Origin of the sequence: Pseudoalteromonas shioyasakiensis, assembly GCA_013391845.1 — a bacterium.
GTDB lineage: Bacteria > Pseudomonadota > Gammaproteobacteria > Enterobacterales > Alteromonadaceae > Pseudoalteromonas > Pseudoalteromonas apostichopi.
Window position 1 is genome coordinate 755,186 of record CP058414.1, and the last position, 15,772, is coordinate 770,957.

At 43.5% G+C, this 15,772-nt stretch carries 9 protein-coding genes and 1 pseudogene; 6 read left to right on the plus strand and 4 right to left on the minus strand.

Translation table 11 applies throughout. The features are described 5' to 3' along the window. Nucleotides 1–61 precede the first annotated feature (61 nt). The 3 genes and pseudogenes from HYD28_03415 to HYD28_03425 all read left to right on the plus strand — a co-directional run bounded on the left by HYD28_03415 (nt 62) and on the right by HYD28_03425 (nt 7,936). The gene (locus tag HYD28_03415; GenBank protein ID QLE08093.1) at nt 62–2,956 is read left to right on the plus strand and encodes a TonB-dependent receptor; all 2,895 of its coding nucleotides are present in this window, start codon (nt 62–64) and stop codon (nt 2,954–2,956) included. Nucleotides 2,957–2,978: 22 nt separating this feature from the next. Beyond that, nucleotides 2,979–7,295 carry a DUF3372 domain-containing protein gene (locus tag HYD28_03420; GenBank protein ID QLE08094.1) on the plus strand — a complete coding sequence of 1,439 codons (4,317 nt, stop codon included), beginning with the start codon at nt 2,979–2,981 and terminating at the stop codon, nt 7,293–7,295. Nucleotides 7,296–7,392: 97 nt separating this feature from the next. Beyond that, nucleotides 7,393–7,936, plus strand: a pseudogene (locus HYD28_03425) (PH domain-containing protein). Here HYD28_03425 and HYD28_03430 read toward each other — a convergent pair. From HYD28_03430 to HYD28_03440, 3 genes are all read right to left on the minus strand, one after another. Beyond that, nucleotides 7,933–9,723 carry an alkaline phosphatase D family protein gene (locus HYD28_03430; protein QLE08095.1) on the minus strand — a complete coding sequence of 597 codons (1,791 nt, stop codon included), beginning with the start codon at nt 9,721–9,723 and terminating at the stop codon, nt 7,933–7,935. The pseudogene HYD28_03425 and the gene HYD28_03430 overlap by 4 nt on opposite strands. A gap of 62 nt (nt 9,724–9,785) precedes the next feature. Further along, nucleotides 9,786–10,130: a rhodanese-like domain-containing protein gene (locus HYD28_03435; GenBank protein ID QLE08096.1), complete on the minus strand. Its 345-nt coding sequence runs from the start codon at nt 10,128–10,130 to the stop codon at nt 9,786–9,788. Between the two features lies 1 nt (nt 10,131). After that, on the minus strand, nt 10,132–10,320 hold the full coding sequence (locus HYD28_03440; GenBank protein ID QLE08097.1) for a DUF2892 domain-containing protein: 189 nt from the start codon (nt 10,318–10,320) through the stop codon (nt 10,132–10,134). Nucleotides 10,321–10,452: 132 nt separating this feature from the next. On the opposite strand from HYD28_03440, the gene HYD28_03445 reads away from it, so the two are divergent. The 3 genes from HYD28_03445 to HYD28_03455 are packed head-to-tail and all read left to right on the plus strand — an operon-like array spanning nt 10,453 to nt 15,100. Then, nucleotides 10,453–10,758, plus strand: a complete 306-nt coding sequence (locus tag HYD28_03445) for a winged helix-turn-helix transcriptional regulator (protein QLE08098.1) — start codon at nt 10,453–10,455, stop codon at nt 10,756–10,758. Between the two features lie 3 nt (nt 10,759–10,761). Then, entirely contained in the window at nt 10,762–14,049 is a 3,288-nt protein-coding gene (locus tag HYD28_03450; protein QLE08099.1) for an efflux RND transporter permease subunit, read from the plus strand. Then, nucleotides 14,039–15,100, plus strand: coding sequence for an efflux RND transporter periplasmic adaptor subunit (locus HYD28_03455; GenBank protein QLE08100.1), 1,062 nt, complete (start codon nt 14,039–14,041; stop codon nt 15,098–15,100). The genes HYD28_03450 and HYD28_03455 overlap by 11 nt, the downstream gene beginning before the upstream one ends. On the opposite strand, the gene HYD28_03460 is transcribed toward HYD28_03455, so the two are convergent. Beyond that, entirely contained in the window at nt 15,093–15,770 is a 678-nt protein-coding gene (locus HYD28_03460) for a nitroreductase family protein (GenBank protein ID QLE08101.1), read from the minus strand. The genes HYD28_03455 and HYD28_03460 overlap by 8 nt on opposite strands. Between the last annotated feature and the right edge of the window lie 2 nt (nt 15,771–15,772).

Genomic DNA, 15,772 nt, shown 5'->3' on the forward strand with positions numbered 1-15,772 from the left:
TTTTTGACAACAACAATAACCACAAATACAACACCTCCAACGACAACAGGGTGGGAATCCAATGGGGAAATTCAAGCTAAGTGCGCTTATGCTGGCCTTGGTGGCAGCAAATAGTGCAATGGCGGCGACGGAAGAAGAACGCACATCGGCAAAGGAAGTAGATCCTGAGCTTGAAGTAATTGAAGTGCGCGGCTTCAGTCGCAGCTTAATTCAATCATTAAATCAAAAACGTTTTAGCGACACAGTCTCTGAGCAACTATCAGCTGATGACTTAGGAGCATTACCTGATGTATCGATGGCTGATGCATTAACACGGCTACCGGGGATCTCAGCGGTACGTACCGGTGGCCAAGCTGCCGAAATAAACATCCGCGGTTTATCCGGTGGATTTGTTTTTTCGACATTAAATGGTCGTGAGCAAGTATCTACCAGTGGTAGCCGTAGTATTGAGTTTGACCAATATCCGTCTGAGTTAATCAGTTCGGCGGCGGTGTATAAGTCACCCAAAGCATCACTTATAGAAGGGGGCGTAGCGGGTACAGTAGAGTTACAAACAGCCAGCCCATTGGATAATGACCAGCAACACAAATTTACCGCTAATGTGCGGGGTATGTATAACGACCGTGCTTCAGAGGTATTCGATGCTACCGAATACGGCGATCGTATTAGCTTCTCTTACCAAGGTAAGTTTCTTGACGATACATTAGGTGTCGCATTGGGTTACGCACGCTTATTCCAGCCAAGTGTGGCGACTCAATTTATCGGCTTTGCATATAACGGCAATAAAGATGTTGATGGGTTAGCAAATGATACCGATGGCCCTGCAGATAACCCTGCTAATGAATACATCAGCGAGGGTTTTGAGCTTCAGCATTTAGGCGGTGAAGAAACCCGTAATGGCTATTTAACCTCGATTGAATGGGCGCCAACCGATAGCTTTAAATTAAAAGGTGATGCGTTTTTATCTCGTTTTGATAGCGAGTCATTTGCCCGTGGTTTCCGGGTTAAGTTCGGTGGCCCATCTGCTGTATATGCTAACCCAGTACTTGATGGTAATGCGGTTATTGGTGGTGCGATTAACCGCACATCAAATAGCTTTACTCGCGTTGAAATCGTTAATGATGATAACCAAGACTTCGATGAAGTAGATAGCTACGGTATTAATGCAGATTGGCAAATTACCGAGCGTTTAAACATGAACGCTGACGTGTCGCTATCACGTGCTAAGAGTAACTTCCGAAATGGTTTACTTTGGGCATTGGTTGCAGAAGATGCTACCGTTGAAAACCCTGTGTTTGATACCAATGTATCACTTAACTATCAATTGAACGGCTTAAACTTACCTGATATTGGCTTTAATCAAGCCGACGCATTTAGCGATATCGACCGAGTTATGGTTAGTAAATACGGTATTTATCCGTATGAAAATGAAGATGAAGTAAAAGCATTTCGACTCGATTTTAAATATGAGTTAGAGAACAATTGGTTTAGCTCAATTGAATTTGGCGCTCGTTATTCAGACCGTGAGTACAGTAATAATCGCTCTGTATTTGAATACGGTAACGATGGCGCATTCTCTTCGACACAGCCGCCACTTCGTCTAACTGACGATATGACTACAGTGGTTGATTGGCAAGGTGAGTTTAGTTATTTCCCATCATACTTAGCGATAGATTTAGATAAAGCGCTCAACGCGTGGTTCCCTGATGGTATCCCACAGCCAGTACAAACTTGGGGTAATGCTGATGGTGTTGTTGATTTAGATGGTGATGGTGAGCCAAATGCACAAGGCTATACTACTAACTATTCATGGACCATGCTACAAAGCGGATCAGTTTACGAAGAAGTGGTATCAGCGTATCTTATGCTTAATATTGATACCGAAATTGGTACTCTACCAGTCACAGGTAACCTTGGTATTCGCAGAGTTGATACCGATCAGTCAGCGACAGTACTTGAAAATGTCGGTGGCGATCCGCAGCTTGGTGCGCAATATATTGTCGATGACAATGGCATTGTTAATGACCTTTATGCGCCTAGCGTGTTAGGTATTAAATACACTGATTACTTACCGTCGTTAAACCTGAATTTTAAAGTAAGTGACGCGACACAAATTCGTTTTGCTGCGGCAAAAGTGATGGCGCGTGCTCCAATTAACCGTTTAGCAGGTGATGCTAGTGCATCGGTTAACAATGACGGCGAAATTAACGGTTCAAGTACCAATAATCCATTCTTAAAACCTTTCTATGCGGACCAGTACGATATTTCATACGAGCAATACTTTGAAGACACAGATGGTGCTCTGGTTGTTGCTGCGTTTTATAAGAATATTGACTCATTCATAGATACGGTAGCCATAGAGAACTTTGACTTCAAAGGTAATGGTTTTAACGTACCAGAATACATTGTGGACCCTGTCAGCGGTGAGCAAATCGAAACTACTAATGGTGTGTACACTACTGCGGTTAATAATGCCAAAGGTGGTTATATTCGTGGGATTGAGCTTGCCTATACGCAAGTTTTCTCTTTCTTACCATCACCGTTTGAAGGTCTAGGCATTAACGCTAGTTACTCATATACCGAGAGCGAAGTGCAATCTATTACTGATTTAGGTGGCGATTCTGTGTCGCAAGATTTGCCTGGCCTTTCAAACAATGTCTTTAACGGCACACTTTTTTACAGCTATGAAAACTTTGAAACACGTTTGAATGTGCGTTATCGCGATGACTTTGTTTCAGAGCAAGTTGCTGTCAATGAGCAAGTGGTGAATTTTGATGCGGAAACGGTTGTCGATTTCCAAACATCGTATCAGTTCACAGATTCATTCGGCATGTTATTACAAGTGAATAACCTGACTGATGAACCAACACAAAGCTACTTTGGAACAACCAGTAAAACAGGGACCACGCAATTCTTTGGTCGCCAGTTTTATCTAGGTTTTACCTATAACCATTGAGCAGTAAGCTGGAGATAAAAACATGAAAATAATAGCTAATTTTAGCCGCTTACTGATTTCATGCAGCATGGTATTGCTAGCTGCATGTGGTGGTGGCGCAAGTAACGATATAGATTCAGGGCAAGTTTTATTGACCTGTAGTGTCCCGCAAGTCCCCAATGAAGCGGGTACTGAGTGTGTTGACCCACCGCCGATTAGTTGTCCGGCACCAACGGTACCTGATGAGAATAATGAAAGCTGTGTAGTTGGTGCTGATCCAACTCTTCCTGACCCTGTGGTTTTCCCCGCAGATGATGAAGCCATTTTATTCTATAACCGCACCAGTGATGATGCCTATGAAGGTTACCGTCTTCACTCATGGAATAATGATGACTGTGATGCGTACGCAGCGCCGTTTGATGCCACTGATTGGGCCAATGGGCATGAATACGATGGTATTGATCCTAACTATGGTGCGTACTGGATTGTAAAACTAAAAGAAGGTTATAACGAGTGTGCTAACTTCATCGTGCATATTGGTACCGAAGGATCTGGCAAAGCGTTTGGTGATGTTGATTTAAAAATGCCATTGATGCAGGACGATGAAAAGTTCCAACGAATGAACTTTACTATTCATGGTGAACCATCAGTATTTGAATACCCAATTGTTAGCTTAGGTGAGCGCCCGGTGAGTATTTCTGGTGCATCAGCGCATTGGATTGATTTATCTACTGTGATTTACCAGCCAAGTAATGAGCTGACAAGCATCATTAAATTACACTCATCAAACAGTGCAGATTTAGCTGTCGATGAAGATACTGGTGAGTTAAATGGTCAAGTGGTTGAGCTTACATCGACATCTTTGAGCGATGAACAAATCGCTAAAGTGCCACACCTTGCTGGATGGAATGCATACCAAGGTAGCTGGGATGCAACTGCAGCAAAAGAGCTTATTAAACAACAGTTGGTTGTGGCAGGCTATGATGCTGATGGCAAGCTAATTGAAGCGACCTATGTGCAAACAGCTAAAGCCCTCGATGATTTATATACCAGTGGCGAAAGTGATGCTAATGAAGCACAACTAGGTGTGCATTACACCAATAATGGCATTGATGTGTCGGTATGGGCGCCGACTGCAAGCAATATGAAATTAGCGCTTTATGATGCTGATAAAACAGAGCTTGAACAACTTGCTATGACCTTTGATAGCGCAACGGGTATTTGGTCAAGCAATCTCGATATCAGTCACGATCGTCATTACTACCGCTTTATGTTTGATGTTTATCATCCTACGACTAAGAAAATTGAAAGCTTATGGAGCACAGATCCCTATTCATTGAACGTTTCAACCAATGGTTTATACAGCCAACTGGTTAACCTTGATGATGAGGATACTAAACCGACCGGTTGGGATGAGCGTATGGTGCCAACGGTTGATTACCCTGAGCAAGCGGTCATTTACGAAGGCCATGTGCGTGATTTTAGTGTTCGTGATGAAACGGTCAGTGAAGCAAACCGTGGTAAGTATCTTGCGTTTACTGAGCTTGATAGTGCACCAATGCAACATCTTAAAAAGCTAGCTGATAATGGCTTAACACATTTTCATTTACTGCCACTGACAGATATTGGCACCATTGATGAAGATGCCAGTCAGCGTGTTGATATTACCGCAACCTTAGGTGATTTATGTAGCCGCATTGACGACAATGCAGATGCATGTAAAACCGAAGACAAAAACGCATTAATTGTTGACCTTATGGCGTCATACCTACCAGGCTCTGATGATGCACAAGCGCTTGCCAATGCAATGCGTGGTGTTGATAGCTTTAACTGGGGTTATGATCCGCACCACTTTATTGCTCCAGAAGGTTCTTACGCTTCATCGCCAGAAGGTATAGCGCGAGTTAAAGAGACGCGTGCGATGATCCAGTCTTTACAAGAAATTGGTTTGCGTGTTGTGCTTGATGTTGTTTACAACCACACTACATCATCTGGTGTTTGGGACAAATCAGTCTTCGATAAACTGGTACCAGGTTATTACCATAGATATAACGAAACATCGGGTGATATTGAGCGCTCAACGTGTTGTGAAAATACTGCAACAGAACATGTCATGATGGATAAGTTTGTTGCTGACTCTATGGTGATTCTAGCTCGTGATTTTGGTTACGATAGCTTCCGCTTTGACGTGATGGGGCATATGCCAAAAGCATCAATTATGACTGCACTTAGTGCAGTGCAAGCAGTTGACCCTGATACCTATTTCTACGGTGAAGGGTGGAACTTTGGTGAAGTGGCAGATAACCGTTTGTTTGTGCAAGCGAAACAAATGGATATGGCTGGCACTGAGGTAGGTACCTTTAATGACCGTATCCGTGAAGCAATTCGCGGTGGTGCGTTCTTTAGCAATAATGCCACAGATGGCAACTTATCTGAGCAAGATACGTTGCGTTTATCACTGGCAGGTAACTTACAAAACTACATTCTTAAAGACTTTAAAGGTAATTCAGCAAAAGGCAGCAGCTTTAGCTGGAGTGGTCAGCCAGCGGCTTACGCCCTTGACCCGGCTGACAGCATTAACTATGTCTCTAAGCATGATAACGAAACACTATGGGATCAGCTGCAATACAAGCACGGCACTAACTTAAGTATTGAAGAGCGTGTACGTGTTCACAATATGGCTCTAGCTATGCCACTGATGAGCCAAGGTATTCCATTTATGCAAATGGGTGCGGATATGTTGCGCTCTAAATCAATGGATCGTAACAGCTATGATTCTGGTGATTGGTTCAACTTTGTTGATTTTAGTATGGATACCAATAACTGGAATGTAGGCCTACCGCCTGCGCAAGATAACCAAGCGAAGTGGGGCGAAATTGCGCCTATTTCAGCAAATCCTAACGCACAAGCGATGGCAAGTGACATTGAGTACGCAAGTAATGTATCTACTGAATTCTTGGCAATTCGTAGTGCCAGCCCACTCTTTAGTTTAACCACAGAGCAAGACATTTTAGACCGTGTTGGCTTTCACAATATTGGTAAGCGTCAACAGCAAGGTTTAGTAGTGATGAGTATCGATGATGGCGTTGGGTTGACTGACCTAGATAGCCAATACGATGCCATTGTAGTGGTTATGAACGGTACTGAGCAAAGCTTATCGCATACGGTATCAACGGCTGCGGGTTTTGAGCTTCACCCTGTTTTAAAAGCCAGTGTTGACTCAAGTATGTCAGCGGCAAGCTTTATAGCTGGTGAGGGTGAAGGTACCTTTAATGTTCCGCCATATACTGTTGCAGTGTTTGTGAAACCACAAGGTGATGCACAAGGCGAAGGCCTAAGTGCGGATGCTACTGTAGGTGCGCCAGATATCGTGCCATTTGGTAGCACAACGGTTTATGTTCGTGGCTCATTAAACGACTGGGGCACGGCAAATAGCTTTGAATATGTGGGTAATGGCGAGTACAAAATTGCGATTCCTCTAACAGCGGGTAGCTATGAGTTTAAAGTCGCTTCTGAAGATTGGTCTACCGTTGATTTTGGTGCGCTTTCTGCAGATGATGTTGAAGTGATCGAAGGCGAAGATGAGCCATTGACACGCAGTGGTGCCAATATGACCTTTACGGCGGCAATGGATGCTATTTATGTATTCTCATTCGATGCCACAGACACCGATAACCCAATACTTAAGGTATATAACGAAGAGCCATTTGTTAGCACACCGATTTATGTACGCGGTAGCTTAAACGATTGGGGTACCAGTGACGAGTTGATGTATCAAGGTAAAGGTATTTACACCTTCACTAAACAATTATCTGCAGGTAGCTATGAATTCAAAGTGGCCTCTGAGGATTGGAGCACGGTGGATTATGGCTCAGGTGAGAGTAGTGCGGCTGTGACTTTAGGCACAGAAAAACAGCTTGCAGTAAAAGGTGCAAACATGACAATTGATATTACAACCGATGGTCAATATCAGTTTGTATTTGACGCCAGTAATCTCGAAGAGCCTCTTATGGCCGTGTTCAACGCAGAAATGTTTGGGGAAACTCAAGTATACTTACGCGGCAGCGTCAATGGCTGGGGAACGGATAACCCTCTAATTTATGCAGGTGATGCGATGTACAGTACAACCATGACATTAGAAGCTGGTGACTATGAGTTCAAAGTTGCTTCTGAAGATTGGAGTACAGTAGATTATGGCGGCAGTGGTGATGCACCTGTCGCTGTGATTGGTGAAGCGGCCTTACTAGAAGCCGTTGGTGCTAATATCGCCTTGAATATCCCGACAGCGGGAGATTACCGTTTTACCGTGCAAGGACCCGATCTGAGTAAACTAACAGTGACGGTTGAAGCAGTGGAATAGCTTTCCCTGCAGTACCTTTAAGCCGGGCTTAGCTCGGCTTTTTTTGTATTTAATGAAAAGTTTGTATATTGTCATAACTCTTATCAAGGAGTCTATGATGACAGAAACCAGTTTATTGAGTGCCAGTTTTGATCCCAAAGTAAAACGGTATTGGTTATTACTGGGTATTTTTACCTGTATGATTAGTATGGTAGGTATCCCTTTCATTCCCATTGTTGCGTTAATAATCTGGCTGGTGGCAGGGCGTATTTTAGCGGCGATGTCAGCTAATTTGTTAACTCGTAAATTAGTGGTGAAGCGTGGTGTCTTTTTTAAAGAAGAAAAGTCGATCCCACTTGAAAAAATAACCGATGTAGCACTAAGTCAAGGTCCCTTAATGCGTCAATTTGGTCTCTATCGACTGAGCTTTGAAACGGCAGGTCAGTCGGGGCAAGGTGCATTGGTATCATTACTCGGAGTGATTGATGCTGAGAAGTTTCGCGAAGCAATCTTGAAACAAAAAGATGAGATGACTCAAACTAGCAGCGCTAAACCAGAGCATCAACCTGAAGACAGTCAGTTAGAAACTGCTACGTTCACTTACTTATAGCGTAAAAAACATTGAGCAAATGTTAGTTACGCTATTAGATGAAAAGCGTTAGGCCATTTGTAAAGTAGGGCTACCAGCTTGTACGCTGAGCGCTTTTTGACGCTCGTTAAGCATAGTGTAATCGGCTGTTTTGACACTACTTACATAATGCCACTGGGCAACTGCTTGTTGCTGAGTAAAAGTGACAGTTAAGTAGCCGCGTTCAACTAAGTTGTTATAAGCTAAGTCGTTAACCAGCAATGCAATGACTTGCTCAATTTGTGCGACAGCTTCGCTCGATTGTGTATTTAACGCTAAGTAGTTCTCAAGTCCTGGTGAAGATACCGAAGATGTCGCAAATTCAACACCGGCAGCGGCTTGAGCAGAAACAGGATTGCTGGCATCAGTGACTAATTGTCCTGCCCAGCTGTTATGTGTATCACCCGCTAAAACGACAAGGTTCTTTTGCGCTGCAATTGCAGTCCCAAGTATTACCTCACGTTCATAAGCATAGCCATCCCATGCGTCAAGATTATAAGGCGCTGTCGTTTCTACGCGTGCTCGCTCTTGTGCTGTAACACTTTGATCTCCAGCTAAAATGCGTCCTTTAATTTGCGCAAGCTCACTAAATAACGTGTTTGCTTGAGCGAGTAATGCAGAAGGATCAGCACCGCTAGCTTGAATTACTTGAATATTCATTAGTAATTGCAGAATCTCAAATGGCAAATGCATTTTAGTCATCAGCACTTGTTGTCCAAGTACTTGCCATTGTGTTGTTGCTGTCATTAAACCATCGGTAAGCCAAGTGAGTTGCTCGTTACCTAATAAAGCACGAGTAGGTGAGCTGATTGCTGCAACAAAGTCAGTTTGCCCTTGGCTAGTGGCCAAATCGAAATCAGCATAGTTAATTTGTTCATCGCGAGCTAAAACACGGGTATCGAGCATGTGTAATGACACTAAATTGCCAAACTCAAAGCGTCGATAAATACGTTCTTTATCGGCGACATTGCGTATTGGCATCCATTCGAAATAAGCTTGTAGCGCATGCATTTTTCGCTCGCTAAATTCACCTTCGCCGTCGTTGTGATTTTCTGCGCCACTGTGCCATGTATCATTTGCTATTTCGTGGTCGTCCCAAACAGTAATAAATGCACAATGACTATGGGCAGCTTGTAGGTTCTCGTCTTTACGATAATGGCCGTAACGTTTGCGGTAATCAGCTAAAGAAATGATTTCATCGCTATTGTCATCAGGTAATAAACGGCCTAGCTCGGTGGCATCTTCAGTGGCATAACCTGTATTACCATATTCATAGATGTAGTCACCTAAGTGCAGTACTGCATCTAAATCGGTTTGTTTTGCAATTTCACCATACACATGGAAGTAGCCTGCAGGGTAGTTAGCGCAAGAGATAACGGCAAATTTTACTTGTTCTATATTGTCAACTGGCAGCGTTTTACCTGCTCCTGTGGGTGAGGTTTTACCATTACTTATGAAGCGGTAGTAATAAGTGGTGTTTGCATCGAGACCTTGCAGATCAACTTTCAAGGTATAGTCGGTTGCATCACTTACTTGAGTTTCGCCATCATGGCTTATAGTTGTGAAGTTAGCATCCGTTGAGGCTTGCCAAACTACGTTAACACTTTTGACGTTTTCAAGTGGGGTTATGCGAGTCCAAATGATGAGGCTATCAGCTAGCGGGTCGCCACTAGCAACACCGTGATCAAAGCTGACAGGGGTCTGCTTTGTGGTTTCCTCATCATCGTCATTAAGACTACAGCCAGTTAAACCGAAAGATAAAACGGCGGCTCCAAAACCAGCCGCCGATGCTTTTAAAAAGCGTCTGCGTGTAAAAGTCATTGCTCTGTACCTACAAATAGAAAAGTACGAGCTTATCCGACCAGTGTTACTATTCTATGAAGCTAAAACACTTGGCAAATTTGTTCTGCATTACAGGTGATTACAGTGACATTTTCGTAGCCAACACGAGTAAGTGCTTCGGCACTAAGTGTGGCACGGGCACTACTTGCACAGTGTAAGTAAATTGGCCTTGCAGGATCTTTTTCAATTTCCATTAATTTCATTTCAAGTACACCGCGCGGGATATTAATAGCACCTGTCGCTGCTTTTGTGGCGTGTTCAGCCGGCTCACGTACGTCTATTAATAAACCGTGATTTTCGCTTAATTCTTGCTTTGCTTGGTCAGCGTTAATGCGGCGCTGGTTTGGAGCAATAATTTTCATTAAGTCAGGAATTGGTGTCAGCATACTAATCCTCCATGCCAAGTTTGCGTAAAATAGTGATCATTGGGCACCACTTAGTGAATGCCGATTGAATTAAGTTTAGAGCAATAAATACCGTAAACCAAATCCACAACGGACTGTGAAACTGTTGTAGCAACAATGAAATACAGATCATTACACCAGCAATTAGGCGAAGCGCGTCATTTAGTTTCATAATAAGACCTCAATAACAGAGTGATGCATTTAATATATTAGAAAAACCTACATTAGTAAATTCTAATATTAGACTTTTCTAATATATCAATCTATACTTTAGCGGTATTTAAGAATATAGAGTAGTGTGATTATGAACATCGATTTTGCGGCTATGGCCGACAATGTGGAACAAGCAGAGCAAATGCTAAAGATATTGGCGAATAAAAATCGCTTGATGATCTTATGTTCGCTGCAAGATGGTGAAATGAGCGTGAGCGAATTAAACGAAGCTGTGCCGTTGGCACAGTCAGCATTATCGCAACACTTAGCGGCGCTGAGAAAAGCGCAGATAGTCTCGACTCGACGTGAAAGCCAAACTATCTATTATCGCGTGGTTGATAAAAACGTGGTATCGATCTTAGCGACCCTACATGGCTTATTTTGCAAAGGTAATTAAGCAATGAATGCTATCGATAATGCAGTAAAAAACAGCTTGAGCGGTCGCCTCCCCGTCATTATTTTTATTATGTCGGTGCTGCTTGGCTTAATGGCATTAAAGCAAACCCCTCGTGAAGAAGAGCCGCAAATTGTGGTTCCTATGCTTGATATATATGTGGCAGCGCCAAACGTTGAAGCGCCAGAAGTAGCCAGGCTGGTAACTGAACCATTGGAGAAGTTATTGGCGCAGTTAACGGGCGTTGAGCATATTTACTCGACTACACAAAGTAATGCTGCTGTTGTTACTCTTCGCTTTGAAGTTGGTCACGACCGTGAGCAAGCCATTCTCGACACTTACGCTAAACTCTATAGCTATCAACACACGATGGCGTCAGTGATCAGTTCATGGCAAATACGCCCGGTTGAAGTGAACGATGTACCCATTGTGATGCTGGGCTTATTTAGTAAAGATCCAAAACTTTACGATGATTACCAACTAACCCGCTTTGCCAACGAAATCGCTAACAGTTTACAGCGCATCGAAAACACCAGCGAAGTGAAAGTGATTGCTGGTAGAACTCGTCAATTAACGATTAACCTTGATGCAAGCGCGCTTGCTGCACATCAAACAACCCTAACCGATGTGTATTATGCGCTTAGCGTATCTAACCAATTAGTTAATGTGGGCAGTGTTGTTGAAGGTAAGCAGCAAATTGCCTTACAAGTGGGTGATGTTTTACGTTCTCAATCTGCGATAGAACGCCTTGTTGTCAACGTGGTTAACGGTAAGAGTGTTTACCTAAGTGATGTGGCCGAGGTGAGTGATGGTCCAAGCGAAGCACAAAGCTATCAATGGTTGGCTCAATCAGATAACCAGCAACAACTTCCTTTAGTTACCATTAGTGTCGCTAAGCAAGCTGGCACTAATGCGGTAGCTGTAGCCAATGAAGTACACAGCATGATGGACAGCTTATCGGCTAATTTGCTGCCAGATGAAGTGGGCTACACCGTACTGCGAGACTATGGCCAAACAGCGAACGAAAAAGTAAATAATCTTACCTCGAGTTTAGTATTTGCGGTGTTTACCGTGGTTATTTTTGTTGGCGTATTTTTAGGCTGGCGACCAGCAATTGTGGTTGGTTTAGCTGTGCCTATTTGTTACGGCATAACCCTGACACTTGATTTTGCCTTTGGTTATACGATTAACCGAGTCACGCTGTTTGCATTAATACTTTCTCTAGGTTTATTGGTTGATGATCCCATCACAGGCATAGATAACATAAGTCGTTTTTTAACGCAAAAAGGTGATAAAAAACAACGCATAGTTGATGCTATGAGCGAAATACGCGTGGCGTTGTTTATGTCAACATTGACTATTATGGTGGCATTTATCCCGCTTGCGTTTATTACTGGCATGATGGGCCCTTATATGGCACCTATGGCATTTAATGTGCCAGTCAGTGTGATGGTTTCTACCATTGTGGCATTTTTTGTAACGCCTTGGTTGGCCATGAAACTGCTGAAAGCGCCCGTTGATGACAGTATGCAACTAGAAGCCAATCCGCATAGTTTGTATGAGCGCATCTTATCGCCATTACTTGAGTCTAAAGGCCGTGCAAAACTCGTTCTATGGACCACATTAGGCCTGTTTGTCGCCAGTGCCATGCTACCCGTCATGCGTGTTGTGCCTTTAAAGTTGCTACCGTTCGATAATAAAAACGAGTTGCAAGTTTTAATCGATATGCCAGAGGGCACGAGCCTTGAGCAAACCGCAGCTTTCACGCGAAAAGTACAAACTGTCACTTGGAAATTAAATGAGGTAAGCGAGGTGGCAGCCTACGTTGGCCAGCCATCGAGTATGGACTTTAATGGTATGGTACGTGGTTATTATCGACGCGAAGCCGCCAATCTTGCTGAGCTAAGAGTATTACTGCTTGATAAAACTGAGCGTGATCATCAATCTCATGCTGTGGTCATGCGCTTGCGTGCAGCATTAGCACCACTGGCAACCGATGGCATTGTTATTAAAGTGGTTGAAGTACCACCAGGCCCGCCTGTTTTAAGTACCTTAGTGGCTGAAGTTTACAGTGAGCCATTTGTTGATACAGACACTCACTATCAAGCAGCTCTTGCAGTTGCGGCAAGGTTAAAGCAAGAACCACATGTGGTAGAGGTTGATACCAGCATTGCTGCCAATGCACCATTACAGCGTTTTGTTACTGATAAAAGTAAAGCATCATTGTCGGCGGTCTCTACGCAAGATATTGCCCAGACTTTAGCCATTGCCTCGCATGGGCAAAATATTGGGGTGTTATATGTTAGCGGTGAAACAGACCCTGTTGATATTAAACTGCAACTGCCGTATCAAGACCGAAATCAATTTGCTCAATTGCTCGCATTGCAGGTTCGCGGTGACAGAGAACTCGCAAAAACCAGTGACGAATTTGGGCTGCAAAGTGCACCGCGTCCGCTGGTGGCATTATCTGAATTAGGCGAGTTTCAGTATCAAGATGTTGCTAAACCAATTATGCGTAAAGATCAGCGTAATGTTGTGTATGTAATGGCTGAGCTAAACGGTCGTACACCCGCTGAGATTATTGCTGACGTAAATGCCGACTTAGGTATCAGCGCTGACGAATTTAGCCAAACTGATTGGCAAAGTAGGCACTTTTTCAATAATGGTGGTAGCCAAGCTTGGCAATTACCTGCTGGCACTGACGTAACCTTTAGTGGAGAAGGTGAATGGCGAATTACCATTGATGTATTTAGAGATATGGGCATTGCCTTTGCGTTTGCGCTAACTGCAATTTTCATCATCTTACGAATTCAAACAAATTCTGCCAGTTTGTCACTGATCATCATGTCGGCTATTCCATTAACCGTGATAGGTATCATGCCGGGCTTTTGGTTATTAAATCAATTTGGAGAGCGCACCATTGCTGGTGCTCCAGAGCCGGTGTTATTCACTGCAACAGCCATGATAGGCATGATCGCACTTGCCGGTATTGTGGTCCGTAACTCACTTATTTTGGTTGAATTTATAAATCAAGCTCGTAGCCAAGGTATGGCAATTAAACAAGCTTTAATTGCCGCAGGTACAGTGCGTATGCGTCCAGTGTTACTGACTGCAGGAACTACCTTATTAGGTAACTTGGTGATCACCCTAGACCCGGTATTTAGCGGTCTAGCGATTGCAATTATTTTTGGTATTGTGGCATCAACATTGTTCTCATTATTTGTTGTGCCCCTGGTTTATTATTTAGTGTTTGCAAAGGATGCAGCCAAAGAGGAAAAAGCTCATGCAGGGTAAATCAAAACTTATTGGTTCAATTATCGCGTTATTTGTGATCATTGTGGCGGTACTTTACATGGCGGGCAGTTTTTCTGATAAGCAAGCTGCAGGCATGAAAAACCCATCGGCAAACGATTACAATGGTCAGTTAGTGACAGTTACACTGGCAGATATCGCTCGTGATGAAGTTGTGCCAGGAACCGTGATTGCAAAACAAAATACGCAAATCTCATCGCGAGTTATGGCACAAGTTGAGCGTTTGAATGTCCGCGCTGGCGATACTGTAAAACAAGGTGATGTATTGATCACCTTGCAGCAAGATGACTTTAAAGCTGGGCTTGCACAAAGCGAAGCACAAATAAACGCAATTAATGCATCGCTGACTCAAGCAGAGAAACAGCTTAAACGTATCAACGATTTGTACAAACAAGGCTTGGTATCCGTTAGTGAATACGACGATGCTAAAGCAAGGTTCGATAATTTAACTGCGAACCTAGCGATTGCTAAACAACAGCAAACACAAGCACAAGTCGCGTTGAGTTTTACGCAAATTAAAGCGCCGATTTCAGGTGTTGTGGTTGAGCGTTTTGCAGAACCTGGCGATACCGCAACCCCTGGTACGCCATTACTCGCACTGTATAACCCACAGCAATTGCAATTAGCGTTTAATGTCAGAGAACAACAAGCAATTAAATTGAATGTTGGCCAAGCTCTAACAGTCAAATTACCCGCTTTATCAACGTCAATGCCTGCCACTGTGACAGAAATAGTGCCCGTTGCTGATAGTGCTGCGCGCAGTATGGAAATCCGTTTAGAAACAGATATGCAAACTGGGCTAATGCCTGGGCTTTATGCGCAGTTACAATTACCGCTCGCCACTGAAAAAGGGGTGTTGATTGACTCAAGTTGGGTGCATCAATATGGCCAATTGAGTATGGTCTATTTACTTGAAAATAATCTGATAGTGCGTCGATATGTACGCCTTGGCGAAATGGTTGATGGGCAGCAGCACATCGTTTCAGGTTTAAACCCAGGTGATGTGCTAGCTGTTGATTTTAAAACTAAATAAAGGTCGCTATTTCGTCCAGCGACTTTTTCACTAAGGCATGCTCAGGGATAGTTGCATCTGTGCCTGGGTAGCCTGCAATGAGCAGCATGTAAGGGCGCTCATTATCTTTATCGCGGCCACAAATTTCGGTTAAAAAGCTCATTGGCTTTGGTGTATGCGTGAGGGTAGCAAGGCCTGCTCTGTGTAGTGCTTGAATTAAAAAGCCGGTTGCTAGGCCAACAGATTCATGAACATAGTAATTGGTATTTTTGTCATCGGCAGAAATACCGCCTTTCTTTTGACTAAACACGGCAATTAGCCAAGGTGCATGCTCAAGGTAGGGCTTACTGGCATCTGTGCCAAGTGGTTTTAAAGCATCTAACCATTCTTCACCAGCTCGGCCTTCATAAAATGAGCGCTCTAGCTTTTCGGCTGCTTCACGAATTTGTTTCTTAACATCGCTACTGTGTATTGCCACAAAGTGCCAAGGTTGATGATTGGCACCACTTGGTGCAGTGCCTGCCGCTTTAATACAAGTTTCGATTATTTCTTTTGGCACAGGGCGGTCGCTAAAGCTGCGAATACTATGGCGACGCTGACTAACGGCTAAAAACTCTTCGGCGCGTTTAAGCATTTCGTCATGAGGGTATTCAATAAAGTCGTTGAGTGGTTGATTATTGTGTTCTTGCATGG